Annotated in this window: 22 protein-coding genes; 8 read left to right on the top strand and 14 right to left on the bottom strand. The window is 67.7% G+C overall.

Going from position 1 to position 20,889, the window contains the following annotated elements:
- Positions 1-5: 5 nt before the first annotated feature.
- From ACOGI4_RS09420 to thrH, 9 genes are all read right to left on the bottom strand, one after another.
- Positions 6-863 (bottom strand): S1 family peptidase, encoded by an 858-nt coding sequence (locus ACOGI4_RS09420; protein WP_419841414.1) that lies wholly within the window; start codon positions 861-863, stop codon positions 6-8.
- Positions 860-1,705 carry a tRNA (adenine-N1)-methyltransferase gene (locus ACOGI4_RS09415; protein WP_419841413.1) on the bottom strand — a complete coding sequence of 282 codons (846 nt, stop codon included), beginning with the start codon at positions 1,703-1,705 and terminating at the stop codon, positions 860-862. The genes ACOGI4_RS09420 and ACOGI4_RS09415 overlap by 4 nt, the downstream gene beginning before the upstream one ends.
- Positions 1,702-1,977, bottom strand: coding sequence for a hypothetical protein (locus ACOGI4_RS09410; RefSeq protein WP_419841412.1), 276 nt, complete (start codon positions 1,975-1,977; stop codon positions 1,702-1,704). Before ACOGI4_RS09410 ends, ACOGI4_RS09415 begins: the two co-directional genes overlap by 4 nt.
- A gap of 21 nt (positions 1,978-1,998) precedes the next feature.
- On the bottom strand, positions 1,999-2,244 hold the full coding sequence (locus tag ACOGI4_RS09405; protein WP_419841411.1) for a hypothetical protein: 246 nt from the start codon (positions 2,242-2,244) through the stop codon (positions 1,999-2,001).
- Positions 2,237-2,608: a hypothetical protein gene (locus ACOGI4_RS09400; RefSeq protein ID WP_419841410.1), complete on the bottom strand. Its 372-nt coding sequence runs from the start codon at positions 2,606-2,608 to the stop codon at positions 2,237-2,239. Before ACOGI4_RS09400 ends, ACOGI4_RS09405 begins: the two co-directional genes overlap by 8 nt.
- A 150-nt stretch (positions 2,609-2,758) precedes the next feature.
- Positions 2,759-4,216, bottom strand: coding sequence for a D-alanyl-D-alanine carboxypeptidase/D-alanyl-D-alanine-endopeptidase (gene dacB, locus ACOGI4_RS09395; RefSeq protein ID WP_419841409.1), 1,458 nt, complete (start codon positions 4,214-4,216; stop codon positions 2,759-2,761).
- 22 nt (positions 4,217-4,238) lie between these two features.
- Complete coding sequence (locus ACOGI4_RS09390; RefSeq protein ID WP_419841408.1) at positions 4,239-5,246, bottom strand: ROK family protein; 1,008 nt, start codon at positions 5,244-5,246, stop codon at positions 4,239-4,241.
- A gap of 61 nt (positions 5,247-5,307) precedes the next feature.
- The gene (locus ACOGI4_RS09385) at positions 5,308-5,790 is read right to left on the bottom strand and encodes a peroxiredoxin (protein WP_419841407.1); all 483 of its coding nucleotides are present in this window, start codon (positions 5,788-5,790) and stop codon (positions 5,308-5,310) included.
- Positions 5,791-5,857: 67 nt separating this feature from the next.
- Positions 5,858-6,490, bottom strand: a complete 633-nt coding sequence (gene thrH, locus ACOGI4_RS09380; protein ID WP_419841406.1) for a bifunctional phosphoserine phosphatase/homoserine phosphotransferase ThrH — start codon at positions 6,488-6,490, stop codon at positions 5,858-5,860.
- Between the two features lie 180 nt (positions 6,491-6,670).
- Here thrH and ACOGI4_RS09375 point away from each other — a divergent pair, with 180 nt between their 5' ends.
- Positions 6,671-7,834, top strand: a complete 1,164-nt coding sequence (locus tag ACOGI4_RS09375; protein ID WP_419841405.1) for an acyl-CoA dehydrogenase family protein — start codon at positions 6,671-6,673, stop codon at positions 7,832-7,834.
- 44 nt (positions 7,835-7,878) lie between these two features.
- Here ACOGI4_RS09375 and ACOGI4_RS09370 read toward each other — a convergent pair whose 3' ends face one another.
- Genes ACOGI4_RS09370 through ACOGI4_RS09355 form a run of 4 tightly spaced genes read right to left on the bottom strand, consistent with a single transcriptional unit; the run spans position 7,879 to position 12,387 of the window.
- Complete coding sequence (locus ACOGI4_RS09370) at positions 7,879-9,354, bottom strand: dihydrolipoamide acetyltransferase family protein (protein ID WP_419841404.1); 1,476 nt, start codon at positions 9,352-9,354, stop codon at positions 7,879-7,881.
- A 5-nt stretch (positions 9,355-9,359) separates the two neighbouring features.
- Positions 9,360-10,391, bottom strand: coding sequence for an NAD(+)/NADH kinase (locus tag ACOGI4_RS09365; RefSeq protein ID WP_419841403.1), 1,032 nt, complete (start codon positions 10,389-10,391; stop codon positions 9,360-9,362).
- Positions 10,388-11,404 carry an alpha-ketoacid dehydrogenase subunit beta gene (locus ACOGI4_RS09360; protein WP_419841402.1) on the bottom strand — a complete coding sequence of 339 codons (1,017 nt, stop codon included), beginning with the start codon at positions 11,402-11,404 and terminating at the stop codon, positions 10,388-10,390. The genes ACOGI4_RS09365 and ACOGI4_RS09360 overlap by 4 nt, the downstream gene beginning before the upstream one ends.
- The gene (locus ACOGI4_RS09355; protein ID WP_419841401.1) at positions 11,404-12,387 is read right to left on the bottom strand and encodes a thiamine pyrophosphate-dependent dehydrogenase E1 component subunit alpha; all 984 of its coding nucleotides are present in this window, start codon (positions 12,385-12,387) and stop codon (positions 11,404-11,406) included. Before ACOGI4_RS09355 ends, ACOGI4_RS09360 begins: the two co-directional genes overlap by 1 nt.
- Before the next feature lie 275 nt (positions 12,388-12,662).
- Here ACOGI4_RS09355 and ACOGI4_RS09350 point away from each other — a divergent pair, with 275 nt between their 5' ends.
- From ACOGI4_RS09350 to ACOGI4_RS09325, 6 genes are all read left to right on the top strand, one after another.
- The gene (locus ACOGI4_RS09350; RefSeq protein WP_419841400.1) at positions 12,663-13,607 is read left to right on the top strand and encodes a calcium/sodium antiporter; all 945 of its coding nucleotides are present in this window, start codon (positions 12,663-12,665) and stop codon (positions 13,605-13,607) included.
- Positions 13,608-13,706: 99 nt separating this feature from the next.
- The gene (locus tag ACOGI4_RS09345; protein WP_419841399.1) at positions 13,707-15,245 is read left to right on the top strand and encodes a class I adenylate-forming enzyme family protein; all 1,539 of its coding nucleotides are present in this window, start codon (positions 13,707-13,709) and stop codon (positions 15,243-15,245) included.
- Between the two features lies 1 nt (position 15,246).
- Positions 15,247-16,203, top strand: a complete 957-nt coding sequence (locus ACOGI4_RS09340; protein WP_419841398.1) for a YihY/virulence factor BrkB family protein — start codon at positions 15,247-15,249, stop codon at positions 16,201-16,203.
- Positions 16,204-16,213: 10 nt separating this feature from the next.
- On the top strand, positions 16,214-16,999 hold the full coding sequence (locus ACOGI4_RS09335; protein WP_419841397.1) for a hypothetical protein: 786 nt from the start codon (positions 16,214-16,216) through the stop codon (positions 16,997-16,999).
- A 67-nt stretch (positions 17,000-17,066) separates the two neighbouring features.
- A complete protein-coding gene (locus ACOGI4_RS09330; RefSeq protein ID WP_419841396.1) occupies positions 17,067-17,618 on the top strand; it encodes a TIGR03086 family metal-binding protein in 552 nt (183 codons plus the stop codon).
- Positions 17,615-18,535 carry an MBL fold metallo-hydrolase gene (locus ACOGI4_RS09325; protein ID WP_419841395.1) on the top strand — a complete coding sequence of 307 codons (921 nt, stop codon included), beginning with the start codon at positions 17,615-17,617 and terminating at the stop codon, positions 18,533-18,535. Before ACOGI4_RS09330 ends, ACOGI4_RS09325 begins: the two co-directional genes overlap by 4 nt.
- 20 nt (positions 18,536-18,555) lie before the next feature.
- Here ACOGI4_RS09325 and ACOGI4_RS09320 read toward each other — a convergent pair whose 3' ends face one another.
- On the bottom strand, positions 18,556-20,010 hold the full coding sequence (locus tag ACOGI4_RS09320; RefSeq protein ID WP_419841394.1) for an NAD(P)/FAD-dependent oxidoreductase: 1,455 nt from the start codon (positions 20,008-20,010) through the stop codon (positions 18,556-18,558).
- On the opposite strand from ACOGI4_RS09320, the gene ACOGI4_RS09315 reads away from it, so the two are divergent.
- Positions 20,009-20,773, top strand: coding sequence for a GNAT family N-acetyltransferase (locus ACOGI4_RS09315; RefSeq protein ID WP_419841393.1), 765 nt, complete (start codon positions 20,009-20,011; stop codon positions 20,771-20,773). The two genes, ACOGI4_RS09320 and ACOGI4_RS09315, sit on opposite strands and share 2 nt — an antisense overlap.
- Positions 20,774-20,889: the final 116 nt, after the last annotated feature.

Raw genomic sequence — 20,889 nt, 5'->3', positions numbered from 1 at the left:
AGCCGTCAGCGAAATTCGCACGCACCGTTGGCCACTGGGCGGAGTCGTTCGGCACTCGCCCTGACCACGGTGCGACCCCGATGGTCGATCCGGGCGTCGATCCCCGCCGAGACGAGGAAGCTCAGCAGCTCGTCGCGACTCAGCGCGAATGCGATCTCGGCGCGTCCGCTCGCGGCGGCGAAGGCCACGCCTGCCACGCGTCCGTGCCGATCCACCAGCGGCGCGCCTGACTGGCCTGCACGCACATCGGCAGCCAAGATGTAGACCTTGCGGCGTACACCGTCTCCCCACAGCCCGCTCGCCCACACGAGGTGCTCGACACGAGCAGGCGACGCTTGGAGCGCTGAGCCGGTGGGGTAGCCCAGAACCGCTGCGACTGCACCCAGCCGCGCACGATCCAGACCCATCGGCGGCACTTCGGCATCGGTTCGAAGCAGGGCGAGATCGCTGCCCGGCGAGAATCCGACCACCTCCGCCGCAAAGCGCAGCGGCTCGGCAGTGTCGTCGCGAGCGACGTGGATCTCGATCTTCGATGCGCCGGTGATGACGTGTGCAGCGCCGACGAGCAGTCTCGGCGCGACGGCGAATGCCGTGCCATGCGCGGCCGCGCCGCAACCCGTCGCCCGCACTCTGGCGATCCCGCGAGCGGCGACGCTCAGCCGAGCCGCGCCGAGCTGGTGTGCGGCCGGCGGCGCACCGAGCCAGAGCAAGCCGTCAGCGTGCTCGATGAACGTCACGGGCGTCTGCGGCACTTCCTCTGCCCGTCCCGCATCGTCCGGATCCGGTGCACAAGCGGTCATCGCAAGCATCAATGCCGCCACCCACAGCACCGCCGGCAGGTCCGTGGCGGTGATTCGTTTCACTCAGCGATCAAGCGTGCATGCGTCAGGAAGCCAGTGTGTGCGACCATGCGATGATCCGGCCGCACAGAGACGCCTTCGACATGCCAGCTTCGGTGCATGACTTCGATGGTCTCCGCGAGTGCCCATGGCCCGTCCTCCAAGGTGGCGCGCAGACGCTGCACTTGTGTCACCGAAGGGTTGTAGGCCACGAGGATGCCTCCGCAGCGCAGCCGTCCGGGCAAATGCGCCACGACGCGCCAAGGCTCGGGGATGTCGAGCACCGCCCGGTCGTACCTGCGTCGACAGGTGCTGTCCGCCTCGGCAACCGTCGTCACCGAGGCTTCGTGCGGCGGGTGATGCCGCGGGGGGTCAACGGATTCGTAGGCATCGCGGATCTGCACGTCGTAACGAGCGAGGGCTTGGGCACCCGCGATGGCTTCCACGTTCCGCAGGGCCCGGCCGGCGAAGTCCTCGCGCAGCTCGTAGCCGGTGACCAAGGCGCCCCCGCGCAGCAGCGTTGCGGACATGGCGCCGGAGCCCACTCCGGTCTCGAAGACCGTCATGCCGGGAAGCACGTCGGCCAGCATCCAGATGGCGCCGAGATCCTTGGGGTAGATCACCTGCGCGCCGCGTGGCATCTTGAGCACGTAGTCGGCAAGGGTCGGACGCAATGCAGTGAAGCGCGCACCCGAACTGCTGCGGAGGATCGTGCCTTCGGGCGAGCCGATGATCTGGTCGTGCGGCACCACCCCTGCATGCGTGTGGAACTCGCTGTCGCAGTGCAGCGTCACCAAGTACCGGCGCCTGCGGCTGTCGACCATGACGACCGCTTCTCCGGCTCTCAGCTTGCCAGGCTCGCTCACCCCTGCTCCGACGCGTGAGCGTCGCGGTCGCCCGTTGGCGACACCACCCGTATCGCAAGCTGTTCGCCGGGTGCCAGCTCGCTGCGGTACACCACTTCCCGTTCGCGTCGGGACCATCGGACCAGCAACCGCAGCCCGCTCGCAACGAACGCCGCCGCCAACCACAGGCCATTGCCGGAGCGCGCCCGACGCCATATCGCACCGCTGGCTCGGTGTCCCAAGCGTGCAGCCAGCGACGCCGGCGTCGGTGTCGTCGTCGCGTCCGCCTTCACTTCCGCCTCACGCCCGGAGTCCTAGACCCGAACGACTTCGACGAAGGTGCTGTGGCGGCGGCCGCGACGACGTCCGAACAAGAACGCCGCCAGCACCAGACCGGTGCCGACGGCTGCAGCTACCGCCACCGCAGCGCTCGATACCTGCTCGACCGTGTCGCCGGCACCGCCGAGGAGATCACGCACGCGCGCAGAGACGTCCGACGGCGTGATGCGCTGCCCTTCGTCTCCCGAGGACTGGCTCGAGTTCGGGCGGTGTTCAGGCATCGGCGTCTTCGGTCGCGTGCTCGGCTGGGTCCGGCGAAGCTCGTTCCGGCGAGGAATCGGGTCGTCGGGTGCTGATGGCGCGAACCGAGAGCACCACTGCCAAGGCCAGCAGTGCGCTGCCTGCCAAGTACGGGACGAAGGACCAGTTGGCATTGAAGAGGCCGGTTTCGGCTTGGAGCACTCGCACCAGCGCTAGCGCCGCAAGCACTGCTGCGAGGCTTACCCCGACAGCGCCGATGACGCCGAACATCACGTACCGACCGAGCCCGCGCAGCGGACCGATCGTCTCCTGAACGACATAGGCGCGCAGCAGGTTCGCCGTTTCGGAAATCTCGGCTCGCAGGCCGGAGGCTCGCTGTGGCACAGTTCGCTCAGTTCCGTTGCGCAGGGAGCACGGCGCACGTGCTGCCGCCTGACCCGGCAACGACGCTACCGCGGGCTGGGCGCTCTCGCCACACTGTCGGCAGCAGGCACCCCCGGCCGGCAGACCTTGTCGATCAAGCGACCCGGTCGGTCAGGAGACCGGCCGGGCCAGGCTCTGCAGCGCTGCTGCGTCACCCACGGGATAACGCAGCAGCTGAGCAGCTAATGACTCTTGCAGTTCCAGGCCCAGCCGGCCGTGGGTCGGCACGCCGTTCAGCACCTGAGCGAACGTCACCGTCCCGCTGTCGGTCACGACATGTCCGGCCAGAGCATTCACGCCGTTCAACAGTCCGGTCTTCGCGTGCAGTCGCCCAGCCGCGGGGTGCTCGCCGAATCGATGCGAGAGGGTTCCGGTACGAGCGGCGGTCGGCAGACCGGTCGCGTAGTTGCTCTCGATGCCGAAGTGGTTCAGCAGCGCGGCCAGAAAGCTGCAGGTGACCATGTTCTGGCGGTCGAGTCCCGAGCCGTCCACGACCGCCGGCCGCATCTGGTCGGGCAGCAGGTCGGACACGATGCGCTCAGCGGCCGCAGCACCGCCGGGCGTCGAGCCTTGCCCGGCACTGCGCAGTCCGATCTCGCGCAACAGCGTCTCCGCCGTGGTGTTGTCGCTCTCGCGCAGCATCTGCTGGACAATTTCTGCGAGCGGGGGCGACGTGAGACGAGCGATCTCGGTGAGGCCGCTCGGCGCGGCGGACACCGCAATCTCGACATCTACCGACACGCCTCGGACACGCAAGAGGTCTGCCAAGGTGGACACGAACCAGCGCGCCGGATGCTGCGCCGCTGACAGTGTCGTCGTATAGCCCGTGATGCCGTCGTTGAGGTTCAGTGCGGACAGCGGGCCGCTGTTCAGCTGCGTGACGTAGCGCTGCGGCCAGGTCTCGGGAAATCGCACCGTGTCGTGACGGGACTCGTCGGCGATGAGCCTGCCGGTGAAGGTCTCGATGCCCAGTCCGACGAGATCGTCGGCAAGCTTCTCCATCGGCGTGCGCAGCTGCGGTTGGCGCCGATGGGAGTCCGCGTACGACTGGGTCATGATGAGGGGGTCTCCGCCGCCCACGACCCAGACGGTGCCGTCCAAGGTTCCGTCGACGATCTCGGCGTCGCTCAGCACCTGCGTCACCAGGCGCTCCTGCGGGTCCATCACCGTCAGCGCGGCTGCCGCAGTGATGAGCTTTTGCACCGATGCAGGAATCACCGGTTCGGCGCCGCCGGCGAACACCTCGGTGCCGCCGATCCAGATGGCGAGGCAGTTCGGCGTCGGCCAGTCGGCGCTGAACGCCGTCATCTCTTCGCCGATGTGATGCTGTTGTGCCGCTCGCCAGAGCACATCGGGAGCGCGTTCGGCGCGCAGCAGCGGCGGCGCTGAGATGCGCGATTCGGTCTGCGCAGCTGCATCTGGCGCAATCAGCAGAGCAGGCGTGCGAAGCGAAGCTGCGCGCTCAGCGGCATCATTGGCCGAGGCGCTCATGCGAACTGCCGCCACGGTCGGCAGCAGTCCGGCAGCGGCAGTCAGCAGCGCCACCAGCGCTGCACGCAGCGGTCTCACGCAGCTCGCGAGATGCCGCAGCTCACGTCTGTGCCGGTGCCTGCGGCGGGTCCAAGGCTGCGCTGTGTCCTTGCGCGCCCAGCAAAGCTGCGCTGTGTCCTTGCGCGCCCAGCAAAGCTGCGCCGAGCGCCGCCGACAGTTCGCCTGCCTCGGAGGGCACGAGCTTGGGACGAGACTCCGCCGATCGGCCGATGAGCAGCGTCGCCAAGTGTTCTTCGGTCGGTTGCGCGAGCAGATCCCATTCCTCGCTGAGACCGCCGCCGATCACCACCATTTCCGGATCGAGCAGGATGCACAGGTTCGAGATGCCCAGCGCCAGCCAGTAGCAGAACTCGTCGAGCAGTTCGCGTGCCGTTGCATCGCCGTTGCGGGTTGCCGCGATCACTGCCGGTCCGCCGCTGCGAGCATCTCCGAATCGCTCGGCAGCCATGCGATCCAGCGCAGAGCCTGATGCGTACATCTCCCAGCAGCCTCGTCTGCCGCATCCGCATTGACGGCCCTCGACGTCGACGATCATGTGCCCGGGTTCCCCCGCCAGTCCGGTGAACCCTCGGAGTACCTCGTCGTTCAGCATGACCGCACCCCCGATGCCGGTGCCGAGACAGATCATCACTCCATGGCCGAGGTCCTTGGCGGCACCTGAGGACAGCTCCCATCGCGCAGCGCAGTTCACCTCGTTGTCGAGCGTGATCCGACAGTCCAGCAACTGGGCGAGACCTGGTCCGATCTGTGCTCCGTCGACGCCGACCAGATTGGGTGAGACCGTCACTCGACCGTCGAGCGTGATCAGGCCTGCCATGCCGACGCCGACCGAGGCGACATCTGCCCCGTTGCCGAGCTGGCCTGCCATCCGCGCCAGAGCGGCCAGCAGCGGTTCGACGCCGTGAGGTGTCGCGTGCCGCAAGGTGCGGTGCGGCGCACCCCGGCAGTCAGTTGCCACGCCGAAGATCTTGGTGCCGCCGACGTCGAAGCCCAGGTGCAGCGTGGATGTCGTTGTCGCCGCACCGTCGGCAGCGCCGAGCGCGTTCATCGGCTGGAGCGTCGCGGCGCTCGCTTCAGCGCGTCGCAGTACCGCGTCCGCGGGCTTCGGATCAGAGCTTGCCGAGGATCGACGAGCAGCTCGACACGCCGATCTCACCACCGGGCTCCACTTCGAGCGCGGTCAGCGTGCCGTCCTCGATCACGGCTGCGTAGCGCCTCGAGCGAGAGCCCAGACCGAAGCCGGAGCCGTCCATCACCAAGCCCATGGCCTCGGCGAAATCGCCGTTGCCGTCGGCAGCCATCTCGATGCCCTCCGCACCGGCGGCCTGCGCCCAAGCGTTCATGGTCCACGCATCGTTCACCGAGACGCACACAACCTTGTCGACGCCTTTGCCGGCCAGGTCCGCGGCACCCTTGATGTACCCGGGCAGGTGAACATTGCTGCAACCCGGCGTGAAGGCACCCGGCACGGCGAACAGCACGACTTTCCCGCTGCCCAGCATCTCACTGGACTGCACTGGCGCCGGCATCCCGCCCTCATCCAGCACTCGCAGCGTGACATCGGGAATCCGGTCGCCAACCTCAATCGCCATGGCCCTGCTCCGTTCTTGTTGTCGATGAGTATTCGATGAGTACGAGACTCCTAGCGTAGCTGCGCCGTCACCGCAGACTGCGGTCATGGCGCATGTCCGGCACGCAGACTGCGGCGACCCACTCCAGCAGCTCGCTGTACTCGGTTGCACACGGCAGGTCCGGGTTCGCAGCAGCCACCGCAGGCGGGCACCTGAACAGGCTCGCGGCGTCGGCTGCTCGCAGCATGGTGAGATCGTTGTAGGAGTCCCCCACGGCAGTGACGTGGTAGTTCAGCGCGCGGTACGCCGTCACCGCGCGTCGTTTGGCATCGTCGAGCCGGCGCTTCCATCCCGTCACTCGCCCGTCGACGACCTGGAGCCGGTGGCACAGCAGATGGGGATAGCCCATCAGCTCGAGGAAGTGATCATCGAACTGCTCGAACGTGTCCGAGAGCAGCACCACGACCCAGCGCCGACGAAGCTCGTCGAGGAATTCCCGCGCTCCGTCCAGCAGGGGCAAGTCGGCGATCACGTCGCGGATCTGCGCCAGCGACAAGCAATGCCGGTTGAGCACGTCGATCCGGTGCTGCATCAATACGTCGTAGTCCGGCTCGTCGCGGGTTGTTCGCTTCAACTCCTCGATGCCGGTGTCCTGCGCTACGGCGATCCAGATCTCGGGCGTCAGGACACCCTCCATGTCCAAGGCGATGATCCTCTGCACGGGCGCTGAGTCTGTCATGGTGCAGGCACTCGGCGACATGCCCGGCGACATGAGGACACGGCCTCGTCACCGCCTCACAGACGTGGGCTGCGCCTACGCGCAGTGCATGCGCTGGTGCCGGCGGCCACATTCGGACGGTAGACCTAGGAGGGCGTTCTGTTGACCGCTCGGAGGCTTCCGGTGAACATTCCTGTCCATCGCAACGTGTACATGACCGACGAGCTCCAGGCGATCTACGACCAGACCGCTGCCTTCGTCGCCAATGAGGTCGTTCCCGTCGGCGACGCTTGGGAAGCCGCAGGCCAAGTGCCACGTGAGGTCTACAAGCGCATGGGCGAACTCGGCATGTTCTCGCTGCGCGTGCCCGAGCGGTGGGACGGCTTGGGCATGGGTCCTCTCAGCTCGGCCACCTTCGCCGAGGCACTCGGGACGTCCACCTACGCCGGCTTTGAGGCCAACGTGCTGGTCCACACCGACATGGCGCTGCCCCACCTGCTCAACGCCGGCTCGGAAGCGCAGCTCGAACGATGGCTGCCGACCGTCCTGTCCGGCGACACCATGCTGTCGATTGCCGTCACCGAACCCGATGCCGGCTCCGATGTGGCCGGCCTGCGCACCACAGCCGTACGCGACGGCGACGGTTGGCGCCTGAACGGCACCAAGACCTTCATCACCGGTGCGGTCTACGGCGATCTGTCGATTCTGGCGGCCCGCACGGACCCCGACAACCGCTACGGCATTTCGATGTTCTTGGTGCCCGCAACGGCGGCGGGCTTCGAGGTAGCGCGCAAACTCGACAAGCACGGCTGGCGCAGCTCGGACACGGCGGAGTTGGTGCTGCGAGACGTATGGCTGTCCGATGACCACCTGCTGGGCGAAGTGCATCGCGGCTTCTACGCCACCATGCAGAACTTTCAGAATGAGCGCATGGTGCTGGTCGGGATGGGCATCGGCGCGGCACAGGCCGCCATCGACTTGACCAACGCCTACACACAGCAACGCCAAGCCTTCGGCGGCACCCTCTTCGACTTGGGTGCCATTCGCCAGCGCATGGCCATGCACCAAGCCGAGGTGGATGCCGTGCGAGCGTCGATGTACCACGCAGCCTGGCTTCAGGAACAAGGTGTCGATGCCATCAAGGAGACCTCGGGTCTCAAGGCCTACGGCGCCGAGGTGGTGAATCGGGTCATGTACGACTGCGTACAGTTCCACGGTGGCGTCGGCTACATGCGCGAGTCCACGATTGAGCGGATGTACCGGGATGCCCGCATCCTGCCGATCGGGGGCGGTGCCACCGAGGTCATGCTGGAGGAAGTCGCCAAGCGCAGCTACCTCGAGCGTTGAGCCGGTTGGACGTTGCCGGCTGGATTGGACAGGGTTGGGCTGGCTCAGGGCGAGGCCGGCTCACGCGACTCGAGCCAGTCCCGAATGGCGCCGGCAAAGCGTGCGGCCGGAGCACCGTCGAAGGCGCGGTGATCCCAAGTGAGCGACAGCGTCATCGTCGGACGCGCAGCGGGGACGCCATCGGCCCAGACGGTCGCTTCGCGGACTCGGCCGACACCCAGTATTGCCGTGTTCGGCGAGTTGAGGATCGGCGTGAACACGTCCACACCGAAAGCGCCCAGCGCAGTCACGGTGAAGGTGGACCCTTGGTAGTCGGCGTAGTCGAGACTGCCCTGCCGGGCACCGGCGGCCAGGCGCTTCGTCTCCGCAGCGATCTCGCCCAGGCTCAGCTGGTCGGCATGGCGGATCACGGGCACGAGCAACCCGTCGTCGAGTGCCACGGCCAGACCCACATGTATCTCGCCCAAGAGCGCGACCGCATCAGCGGTCACTTGAGAGTTCACCCTGGGATGAACCCGCAGCGCGGCAGCCGCCGCAGCAACCACGTAGTCGGTATAGCCCGGCACCGGCCCTGCCTCGGCTGTACTGGTGCGCCCCGCAGCTGCCCGCGAACCCCGCTCCGCTGCGACCGCGCTCAGATCGACGTCCACGGTCAGGGTCAGCTGCGCTGTGGACCGCAGCGAGTCCGTCATTCGCTGCGCGATCACGCCGCGCATGCCCTGCAAGGGGATGAGTTCGGTCGGCGGCTGAACCAGTGGTGCGGGGGCCGTCGGTTCTGCGGTGCCGGCCGGCGCGACTTGGCCGGACTCGGCTGACGGCGCAACGTCGCCGAGCGTGGCCGCGCGGGTGAGCATTCGGCGAATGTGGGCTGCCACATCTGCACGGGAGATGCGTCCGTCGTCGGCGGTCGGCTGCACTGCACGAAGGTCGGCGCCCAGCAGATCGGCGAGCTGCCGAGCTGCCAGCGTGGCCGGCGGTGTCGCTGCAGCATTGAGGCTCGGCGCGGCGGTCCCGCCGTCGGCCGGCGCCGGAGCGCCAACAGCCCGGACATCGCGTTCGGTGATGCGGCCATGAGCCCCGGTTCCGGCGACATCGGCGAGTTCCACGCCGAGTTCGCGTGCCAGCCGTTTGGCAGCCGGAGATGCCACGACGCGTCCGCCGGCGCTTCTGTGTTGCGATGACGCTGGGCGTGTCGGGCGCTGCGGATGCATCGCCGGCGGTGCGTCGGCCGGGGCCCGCTCCCCCGCCTGCGCAGATGGCGAAGGGACGTGCGGCGGCAGTTGGCCTGGCTCGGTGAACCATCCGATGCGCACGCCGCACTCGTAGGTCTGGCCGACCTCGCCGGTCTGATGCAGCACGCCGTCGTCCGAGGCGACGATCTCGGTCTCTACTTTGTCGGTCTCGACCAGTACGACTGGCTGGCCGGAAGCGACGTGAACTCGATCTGCTACCAGCCAACGCAGGATCGTTCCCGATTCCATGGTCAAGCCGAGCTTCGGCATCCCGAACTCGACGGCCACCGGACTCAACCCTGCTCCGACGAGCCGGACGCAGGCTCGAAGTTGCACAAGCGTCGTTGTGCGGCCGCGACAGCGGCGGCCACATCGATCACTCTCGGGCCGTCGTGGTTGACGGTGACGTGCGCCGCATCGCCGGCGTCGAGCACGATCTCGCGCTCCCCGTCCAGCGCGAGCACGCCTGGGCCTCGCAAGGTCACCGACCGGCCGAAGGGCAACCGCGTGCAGTCGGCGATGTCGGCGTCGACGTATCTGCCAGGTGCCACAGCTGCGCGTATGCGCTGAGCTGGCCCGCGCGCGCACGCCATGCGCACGTGAACTCCGCCGTCTTCAGTTCGTCCCACTGGGGAGACAGCTGCTGCGATAGCCGACAGGCCCACGCAGGAAGGCTCGGCGATGGCGGCGATCAGCTCTCCCGGCGACTCTGCGTCCCACACGGCGCGCGCGCCGACAAAGGACCCTCGTACCAGACACACATCGACGAGGGCCACGTCGGCGCAGCGGCGCTGTGCGAGTTCCACATCGATGATCTTGGCCTGCGACGTGACCGCAGCCGCATTCGCACGTCCGCTGGCGACGGCGCCGGCCGCGAAGCCGACAGCAGTGGCCTCGAGTCGTAACGGGAACACGTTGTTGGTGCCGACCGCCAGCGGGATCAAGGGCACATCCCTCCAGCCCTTGACGATGCTGCGCTGCGTGCCGTCTCCTCCCAGCGCGATCACCGCACCTGCACCCAGCGCGCAGAACTGCTCTGCGACCAGCTCGGTGTCGCGTCCGGTGTGCCAGCCGTGCTGCGGCAGCACCTCAGCCGTCGATGGGTCGTCGAGCCCTGCGAGCGCCCGGTCTCCGAGGCCAGATCGGTCTCCGCTCACGAGGACACGCTGCGCGCCTGCTTCGATCGCACCTACGATCGCATTGCGGACGGCGCCGATCTTCACAGCATCGGTGACTGGCACGGCCCCGCTGGTCAGCCGCCGCACGTCCTTGCCGGCCAGCGGATTGGCAGCGATGCCCACGGTCGCCGCGGCAGCCACCTTCACGCGGCGGCGAGGGATCGGATTCGCTCCCCGATGGTCGCAGCGCTCGGCACCCACATCTGCTCCAGTGCCGGGCTGAACGGCACCGGGCTGAACGGAGCGCCGATGCGTTCGATGGGCGCATCGAGATAGTCGAAGGCCGCCTCAGCTATCTGGGAGGCGATCTCGCCGCCGAGGCCGCCGAACCGGACTGCTTCGTGTACCACGGCCACCCGACCTGTCCGCCGCACGGCCTCGACCACGGTGTCGATGTCCAGCGGCTGCAGCGTGCGCAGATCGATCACCTCGCAGCCGATCCCTTCAGCGTCGAGTGCGTCGGCGGCCGACAGCGTCTCGTGTACCATCCGCCCGTAGGTCACGACGGTCACGTCGTCTCCAGCTCGCACGATGTTCGCAGCGCCCAGCGGCACCTCGTACATGTCGGGCGGGACGCTGCCTTGCAGTCCCAGCAGGCGCTTGTGCTTGACGAACACCGTCGGGTTGTCATCGCGAATGCACGAGATCAGCAGACCCTTTGCATCGTGAGGATTGGACGGCATCACGACCTTGAGGCCCGGAATGTGGCACAGCATCGCCTCGAGGCTTTGGCTGTGCTGGGCTGCGGCCGACAAGCCGGCGCCGGCGCTGGTCGTGATGGTCATCGGCAGCGTGGCTTTGCCGCCGAACATGTACTTCAGCTTCGCTGCCTGGTTCGCGATCTGGTCCATGGCCACCAGAATGAAGTCCATGAACATCAGGTCGACCACCGGACGCAAGCCGCTCACCGCGGCGCCGGTTCCGAGACCCACGATGGCTTGCTCGCTGATCGGCGTGTCCACCACCCGCATGTCGCCGAAACGTTCGTGCAGTCCGCGAAATGAGCCGAACACTCCCCCGGCCCGCCCGACGTCCTCGCCGGCCACGAAGACATCCGGGTCGGATTCCATGACCTGGCCGAGAGCCTCGGCAAAAGCGGCGCCGTAGGCGAGGGTGCGGCCGTTGCCGCCCGCGTCCTGATCTGCCGTCGCCGGTGCCATCAGACCGCTCCGGCTGCCGCGGTGTAGACGTCTGTCAGCAGCCGGTCAGGCTCGGGTGCCGGACTCTCCTCGGCAAATGCGATCGCTGCTTGGATCTCCGCCTCGACGTCTGCGTGTACGGCCTTGGCACCGCCGGCTTCGAGCACGCCCATCGCAGCCAGCCGGGCTTCGAACAGCTCAATCGGGTCCCGCTGCTTCCACTGCTCGAGTTCTTCGTCGGAGCGATACTGCATGCCGAGCGTCTGGACGCCGTGGTGGTTGAAGAAACGGTACGTCTTGGCCTCGATGAACGAGGGTCCTTCGCCTCGGCGAGCCCTGCCGATCGCCTCGCGCGCCGCTTCCCACACTGCGGTCACGTCCATGCCGTCCACGATGGCCCCGGGCATGCCGTAGCCTGCCGCACGGTCCACGACATCGGTGATGGCCATGGTGCGATCACGCGGTGTGAACTCGCCGTACTCGTTGTTCTCGCAGACGAACAGCACCGGCAGCGACAGCGCCGCAGCCATGTTCGCAGCCTCGTGGAAGGCACCGATGTTCGAAGCGCCGTCGCCGAAGAACACCGCTGAGACTCGGTCGCTGTCTCGGTACTTGTTGGCGAATCCCGCGCCCACCGCGATGGGCACGCCGCCGCCCACGATGCCATTGGCGCCGAGCATCCCCAGATCGAGATCGCAGATGTGCATGGAGCCGCCCTTGCCGCCGCAGTAGCCGGTTGCCTTGCCCATCAGCTCGGCCATCATGGCGCGGAAGTCTCCGCCCTTTGCCACCAGGTGCCCGTGGCCTCGGTGCGTCGAGCTGATCTGGTCGTCGTCGTCGAGGTTGGCGCACACCCCGGCGGCTACGGCCTCCTCTCCCACGTACAGGTGCAGGAAACCAGGCAGGCGATTCTGCTCGGCAAGCCGGCCGGCGGCTTCCTCGAAGTGCCGGATGCGCACCATACGACGGTGCAAGTCCAGCAATACCGTCGGATCGGTGTCCATGGAGTTCTCCTTCCGGCGCAGCCTGTGCATCACCCACACTAGTTCTGCTCATCGCAGCAGTGATGGGATGAGCGCCGACGGCTGATATTGGGCGATGTGGTCCGTACCCATCAACAACCTCCCGACACCGCACACCTAGCTTGTGGGCGATGCGTACGACTCTTGGCGTCGGAAGCCCCACTTCGGGTCGCAGCCGCGAGCGCTGAGCTGACAGCGCTCCTGATGTCGACGACGTGGCCTCCTGATGACATGGCTTCGATAACGATGTGGCCTCGATGATCTGGTCGCTGCTCGCGCTGGCGGCCGGCTTGGTGCTGTTGGTGGCCGCCGGCGATCACTTCGTGGCAGGAGCGTCGCGTCTGGCGACTGCGCTGCGCATCCGGCCTGCGGTGATCGGTGCCGTGGTGCTGGGCTTCGGCACCTCTGCTCCGGAGATGGTGGTGTCCTCCTTGGCTGCTCTCAACGGCGAGCCCGACATCGGCGTGGGCAACATCGTGGGCTCGAATGTGGCCAATCTCAGCCTCGGTCTGGGCGTGGCTGCGCTGCTCATGCCCATCCCGTTCGCTCGCACGGCACTCTGGCGAGATGTTCCGTGGTCGGTCGCGTCCACAGCGGTGTTCGCGTTGTTGGTGGTGGACGGCGACCTCACGCGGTTCGAAGGCGGAGCACTGGCCGTGCTCATGGGCTTCACGTTGGTCTGGCTCATCGGCAGCTCGCGCGATGCCCCCGCGCCCGGCGTGGATCCGCCGGCCGACGCGTCCGACGCGGAGCAGCCGCTGCGCAGTCTGATGCGGGCTGCGGCGGGTCTCGCCGGCGTGCTCGTCGGAGCGCAGCTGGCTGTGCAGGGTGCAACCGATCTCGCCGACCGGTGGGGTCTGTCCGGCGGCTTCATCGGCTTTTCCGTCGTGGCGCTCGGGACATCCCTGCCCGAGCTGGCCACCGTCGTGGCAGCCGCGCGCAAGGGCCATGCCGAGCTGATCGTCGGCAACCTGTTCGGCTCCAACGTCTTCAACAGTTTCGCCGTCGGCGGGGCAATGGGGCTGGTGGGTGCCGGCGCCATCGGCTCGCCGTCGCTGACCGGCCTCGGCATCGCTGCCATGACCGTAGTGGCGGTGCTGGCGTATCTCGGCGTGCTGAAGGGCCGGCGCGCCGGACGCGTCCAAGGCGCCCTCCTGCTGGCCGTCTACATCGTCGCCATGGCGCTGCTCGGCACCAGCTAGCTGCGTGGCCACCGCCACAACGCCACGATGCCGGCACTGCCGTCTCGGCACGGCCGGCCGCAGCCTGACCACGAACCGTGGCTCTAGCCTGCAGTCGCGATGAACGTCGCTGAGCTGCTGGAGCGCGCCCCCGACGGCGACGCCGTGGTGCTGATCGACCGATCCGCAGCGGTGCCGCGTCACACCACCGCTGCGCAGATGTCGGACCGTGTGCTGCGGCTCGGCACCGGCCTTCTGGCCCGAGGCATGGAACCGTCCACACGTGTCGGGCTGCTCGCGGCGAACTGCGGCGAGTACTACGACGTGATGTTCGGCGCCCCGGCGGCGGGGCTGGTCTTCGTGCCGCTCAACACTCGGCTTCCCGCCGACTCGCTGTCGTACATCCTCGACGACGCCGACGTACACACGGTCATCGCTGATGCAGAGCATGCGCCGTTGGTGCCGCCCGCGGTGCCCAGCATCGTCATCGGCAGTGCCGAATGGGACGCCTTGTGCAGCCACGAACCGCTGACGGCGCCGGCCGCAGTCGACGACGACGACATTGCCGTCCACATCTACACCTCCGGCTCGACCGGACGTCCCAAGGGCGTCCTGTTGACGCACCGCAACATCACCTTCACGGTGCTCGAGTACGGCGCCGCGATGCCAGGCGAGGTGATGCTGGTGTCGGCGCCGCTCTATCACAAGAACGCATCGATGTCCTCCAAGCTGGCATTCGCCAGCGGAGGCACCGTCGTGCTGCTGCCGCAGTTCAGCGCCGCGAGCTACGTCGAAGCCATCGAGCAGCACCGAGTGACGATGTGCTCAGGCGTTCCCACGATGTTCGCCTTGGTCACCGCCGAGATCGCAGCGAGAGCAGCAGCCGGCCACGAGCTGCCGGACCTGTCGAGCGTGCAACGCGCGTTCATCGGCTCGGCACCGCTCACTGAGGCGCTGCACGACGACGTGCAGCGCCTGCTTCCCCAGGCTGTCGTGTCCAACGGCTACGGCACCACCGAAGCGGTGCTGGCATTCGGCCCCCATCCCGACGGCACGCCGCGGCCTGCGATCTCCGTCGGACACCAGCACCCGAGCGTGGAGCTGCGGCTGGTCGACCCCGACACCGGTGCCGATGCCGACGCGGGCGAGCTCTGGGTGCGGTCGCCTGGCGTCATGGCCGGCTATCACCGCCTGCCCGAAGCGACCGCCGAGCGACTCACCGACGGCTGGTACCACACCGGCGATCTGATGACGCGTGATGACGACGGCTGGTACTACTTCGTGGGCCGAGTCGACGACATGTTCGTCTGCGCAGGCGAGAACATCTACCCTGATGCGGTCGAACAGCTGCTCGAACGGCACCCGGCCGTGCATCAGGCTGTCGTCGTCCCCGTTCCTGACGAGCTGAAGGGCCAGCTTCCGGCGGCGTTCGTACGACTGGCACCCGGCAGCACGCTCACCGTCGAGGACGTCAAGCAGTACGCGCTCGCCAACGGGCCGGCCTATGCGCACCCGCGCTACGTCTGGTTCATCGACGAAATCCCGCTGGCTTCGACCGCCAAGATCGATCGTCGGGGCCTGATTGCGCGCGCAGCCGAGCTAGCGCCGCGCCGGCAACGTCCCCCGACGCCGCCCCGTGCGCCCGCTGCAGCGTCGTGACATGGCGACGACGCCGACGGCGCGGTGGCGCTCGGTGGCCCGCGATGCCACGCGGCTCGCGAACGAGGTTCGGCACGACTGGACCCAGCACCGCATAGCGGGCCTCGCGGCGGAGATCGCGTTCTTCGCACTCTTGGGACTCTTCCCCGCAGTCATCGTGTTCGCTGCGCTGCTGGGCTCGCTGGACGTGCTGATCGGACAGAGCGCGGCGACCGGCACCGAGGAATGGCTGCTCGAACGCATCAGCGACACCTTCGGCGACCAGAGCGCGCTGGACGCAGCAGTGGCAGAGCTCTTCGCCCGCTCAGACGCCCGAGTGGTGACAGTTGGTGTGGCGGTCGCCGCGTACGCGGCATCACGCGGCTTCGTGGCCGTCGTGCGAGCACTGAACGTCTCCCGCGGCCACCACGGCAGGCGGAGCTGGCTGTCCACCCGGCTCGTCGGCTTCGCGCTGACGTTCCTCACGCTGCTCGCGGCGACCGCAGTCGCCGCCATGGTGGTCGTCGGACCGCTGCTCGGCAGCGGCGCCGATCTCGCCGACCGACTCGGGGCAGGATCGGCATTCAGCGCCGCTTGGGACTGGCTGCGATGGCCCGTGGTGGTGATCGTGGTGATCGCCTGGGCGGCCACCGTGTATCGCATCGCGCCGCTGCACAAGCTGCCTTGGCGCAGCGAAATCCCCGGCGCACTGCTCGCCACCGTGTGGTGGCTGACGGTCTCGGGTGGCTTCGGTGCGTACCTCCGCTTGGCCTCGAACGACGTGAACGCGGTGTTCGGGCTCCTCGGCGGTGCCCTCAGCCTGCTGCTGTGGCTCTACTTGCTGGCAATGGGACTGCTCGCCGGTGCTGAGCTGAACCGACTGCTGGACCGCTGGCGAACACGGTCCCGTCCGCCGTCCGACGCTGTGCCGACATCGTCGCAGACACCAGACTCGAATGGCTCGCCGCCGGGCGATTAGGGTGACCGCCATGTGGATGCGCCTTCGTCAAATCGCCGTGACCACCGCCGATCTTGCTCGGACCGCGGCAGACGTCCAGAGCGTGCTCGGCGTCGAGCCCTGCTTCACCGATCCAGGCGTCGGCGTCTTCGGCCTCAAAAACGTGCTGTGGCCGATCGGCACGCAGTTTCTCGAATGCGTGACGCCGACGCGACCCGAGACTGCGGCCGGTCGCTATCAGCAACGGCGCAGCGGCGACACCGGCTACATGGTCATCACGCAGGTCAGCGACGTGAGTGCTCGGCGCGCGCACGTCGAGCGGCTGGGCATCCGCATCGCCTTCGAGATGAACCACGCCGATCAGGGCCATGTCGGCATGCAGTTGCATCCGGCCGACACGGGTGGCTCGTTTTTCGAGATGGATCAGATGACCGGACCCGGCGGCGATGCCGTCGGAGGTGCCTGGACGCCCGCAGGGACCAACTGGGAACCCTACGTGTGCGTTGATCGGGTGAACGGGATCGCAGCAGCAGAGCTGCAAAGCCCCGAACCCGATCGCCTGGCCGAACGCTGGAGCGAGATTGCCCAAGTCGACCTTGACGCCGACGCCGCCGGCCACCCCACGATCCGGCTCGACAATGCCACGCTCAGGTTCGTGCCTGAGACGGACGGACGCGGCGAAGGCCTCGGCGGCATCGATGTGTCCACCACTGATCGCGAGTCGGTTCTGGCCGCCGCTCACCGCTGCGAGTGCTACGTGAACGACAGTCAGGTTGCGCTCGCCGGCTTGCGTGTCAACCTCGTGGATGACGACTGAGCACCAACCACGTCCCCGTCGCACCGTCCCCAGAGCTGCCCGAGAACGTCAGGAGCATGCAGGCGCCATGAGCGAAACCGTCACGAACTTCACGCGCGCTGTGGAGCTGTTCGATGCAGTGGTCGCGGCGGTGCCCGATGATGCATGGGACAACGACACTCCGTGTGCGGACTGGAATGCGGAGCAGCTGCTGCGACACCAATGCGGCGTGCTCGACGCACTCGCCGAAGTCGCCCGCAGCGGTGTAGTGAACAGACCGCAGATGGCAGCAGAGACCGACGACCCTGCCGGTCGCTGGGTCACCACTCGTGACGGCGTGTTGGCAGCGCTGGCCGGTGCAGACCTCGGTCGGGAAGACGACTACTGGTTCGGTTCGATGAGCTTCGAGGAGTTCTTGGCCATGGTGCAGTGGGACCCGCTGACCCATGCCTGGGACTTGGCGCAAGCCTGCGGGACCTCGCTCGACCTGCCGGACGATCTGTGCGAGGTCAGTCTCGCCCGCGTCAAGTCACTGGGCGAGACCGCGCGAAGATGGAGACTGATCGGCGACGAGGTGCCGATCGCGGACGACGCCCCGATAGCGCACCGCTACTTGGCCTACGTCGGGCGTCAGCCGTGAACGAGGCCGGTGGCCGGCCGGTGCCGCTGCGTTGGCGGGTCGGCGACGTCACGATCACGTCGATCTCGGAATCAGACACGCCGACGTCGCCGCGCTTTCTCTACCGCGGGGTGTCCAAGGCCGACGTGCTCGCCCGGGCGGACGCTGCTGGTTGGCTGCGCCCTCACTTCGTGACCGAGGAGGGCTTCCTGCGCCAGCGGATTCACTGCTGCATCATCGAGGCCGGGCCTCACCGCATTGCCGTCGACACCTGCGTCGGCAACGACAAGCAGCGTTCCCATCCCCTCTGGCACCAACAGCAGGGTCCCTTCCTGGACGATCTCGCCGATGCGGGCTTCCCGCCCGAGACCGTGACCCATGTGGTGTGTACGCATCTGCACGTAGACCATGTGGGCTGGAACACTCGGCTGGTGGACGGCGAGTGGGCGCCGACGTTCCCGAATGCGCACTACCTGTTCTGCCGCGCCGAGTTCGACCACTGGTCCCAGACAGAGGATCTCTTCGGCGACGACGTCTTCGGCGATTCAGTGCAGCCCATCGTCGATGCGGGCCTCGCCCGCATGGTCGCTGCCGACCACCGGATATGCGACGAAGTGTCGTTCTGGTCGACTCCGGGCCACACACCCGGACACGTGTCCGTGCTGATTGCCTCCCGCGGCAAGCGAGCCGTCATCACCGGCGACATGGTGCATTCGCCCCTGCAGCTGGCGGACCCGGAGCTCAGCTCGATGTTCGACACCGACCCTGAGGAGGCGCGAGCCACGCGCCATCGGGTCTTTCCGGACTGGGCCGACGGCGAGACGCTCCTGATCGGGACGCACTTCGGCGCACCGACCGGCGGGATCATGGAGCGTGACGGCGATGCCTACAGACTGCGCTTCGACGCAGTCGGATCAGATCGGCAGCGACCGGGTTGACCCGAGCTGTGCCGGCCCGTTCAGTGGCCGCCGCGCAGCGCCCGCGCGATGCCTGATGCGACGCGATCCGGTCGATCCGAACGCAGCTCGCGTCGGTCAGCCACGCCCAGCAGTGCCCGGCTGGAGCGCACGCCCAGCCAGCGCAGCGGCTCGGGTTCCCAGCGTCGCGAGCTGACCCCCACCCACGGCAGACGGGTGCGATCGGTGTTGCATCCGGCGATCAGCTCAGCCAGCGTGCGGCCCGCGAGATTGGACGCGGCCACGCCCTCGCCGACGTAACCGCCGAGCGTGCCCCGCCCGGTCTGCGGGCAGAAGCGCACGCCAGGCAGCCAGTTGCGGGGAATGCCCAGCGCACCTCCCCAGCGGTGCGTGATGCCGACGTCGTTCAGCTGCGGGAGCATCTCGGCCAGGATGCGCCAGATTCGCCGATGCATGCCCAGATGTTCCTCCATCGAAGGCTTGATCCGCGAGCCGAAGCTGTAGGGCACGCCGGTCGCGCCGAACGCAATGCGGTTGTCGGCGGTCCGCTGGCCGTAGGTGACCATGCGACGATCGTCAGCGAAGCTCGGGCGCGCGGCCAAGCCGATGTCATCGAAGAACTCGTCGGGCAGGGGCTCGGTAGCGATCATGCGCGAGTACACCGGCAAGAGTTCCCGCCGCGAGCCTCGCAGGTCTCGGGTGTACGCCTCGGTTGCCCGCACGATCACCGGCGCATGAACGCGCCGGCTGCTCGGTGCCCGGTCTTGGGCGTTCGGCACCACCTGCAGTGCAGCCGTGCCGATGGCGGTTGCTCGGGTCTGCTCATAGATCTCCACGCCAGACTGCTCAACCGTCCGGGCCAGCCCGGTCGCCAGCTTGGCGGGGTCCACCACTGCCGAGGGACCCACCAAGATGCCGCTGCGGACGCCGGTGGCATTCAGCTGTTCACACGCCTCGTCGGGGCCGAGCAGACGGAATTCGTCCTCGGTGAGCCCGAGACGTTGGGCCTCAGCGGCTTCGGCAGTCTGTCGCTGCGCCTGCGGCGCGGTTCGAGCGACTCGGATGGTGCCGCCCTTGGCGTAGTCGCAGTCGATGGATTCGGCCGCAGCGACCCGACCGATCTCGTCGACTGCGTCGAACATCGCTCGCATCAGACGCAGGGAATCACCCGGAGATCCGCTTCGACTCGAACGCCGTGCATAGTCGGCATATGAGCCGGCCAGCTCCCCGATGGCCCAGCCGCCGTTGCGACCCGAGGCGCCGAATCCGCAGTGGTGCCGCTCGATGACGACCACCCGCAGCGCCGGTGCCAGACGCTTCAGGTAATACGCAGTCCACAATCCGCTGAACCCGCCGCCGACGATGGCGACGTCTGCATCCAGGTCGGCCTCGAGTCCTGCACGGTGCGCGACGGATGGTTCGAGCCGGTCGATCCACAGCGGCACCGTCGACGCCGACCGGAGAGCTGCCGCACGGTCACCGACGAGGCGTGCCATGGCGCGCAAGCTAGTTGAGTCAACAGCCCACTTCAGCCACTTGTACTATCGGCTGAGGCTGCCGGATGCCGATGTACCGGAGGGGATGCTGCCAATGCGCCACATCGACGCGGTATCGGTGGGCAAGCAGTCGGGCCTGCGCTATGCCCAGATCCAGCCGGCTTGGGCCGCTGAGCTCGAGGCCTTGGAGCTGTCGAGCCACCCGACTGCCGACCCGCACGATCTCTACGACGAGTCTGCGTTCGATCAGCTGGCGCGTGACTTCCCCGAGGGCTGCTTTGCCGGTTTCGACGGCGACCGCCTGGTCGCGATGGGCGTCGGCATCCGCTGCAATTTCGATCCGGACGATCCGCTGCACACCATCGCCGACATCGTGCCCAGCGACCACAGCGGCAGCGGCCACCTCCGGACCGGCCGATGGTATTACGGCACCAGCATCGCCACCCGACCCGAGTACCGCCGCCGTGGCATCGGCGGCGAGCTGTACGAGCTGCGCAAGCAGGTCTGCGTCGATCTCGGACTCGAGGGCATCGTGGCCGGCGGCGTCATGCCCGGCTACGCCGACCACAAGGCGGAGATGAGCGCCGACGAGTACATCGCCCGCGTGCGGGCAGGCGAACTGTACGACCGAACGCTGAGCTTCCAGATCGACAACGGCTTCGAGGCGGTGTGCGGGCTGCCGAACTACCTCAGCGACCCCGCCACCGACAGCTGGGCTGCGCTGATCATGTGGCGCAACCCCCGTCTGGCGACTCGGCCGTGAACCGCTCGCTGCGGCGACGCCTTCGCGACACATGAACGACGGTTCGACAACGCAGCCGAGCGGCAAGGGCTTGTCAGCAGGCGCCGACACTGCGTTCGCCGGCGATCAGGCGTTTC

The sequence above is a fragment of the Candidatus Poriferisodalis sp. genome (assembly GCF_965205175.1).
In the GTDB taxonomy this organism is placed as follows: Bacteria; Actinomycetota; Acidimicrobiia; order Acidimicrobiales; family Poriferisodalaceae; genus Poriferisodalis.
The sequence above is the reverse complement of the archived record's forward strand: the minus strand, read 5'-3'. Positions and strand labels throughout refer to the sequence as shown.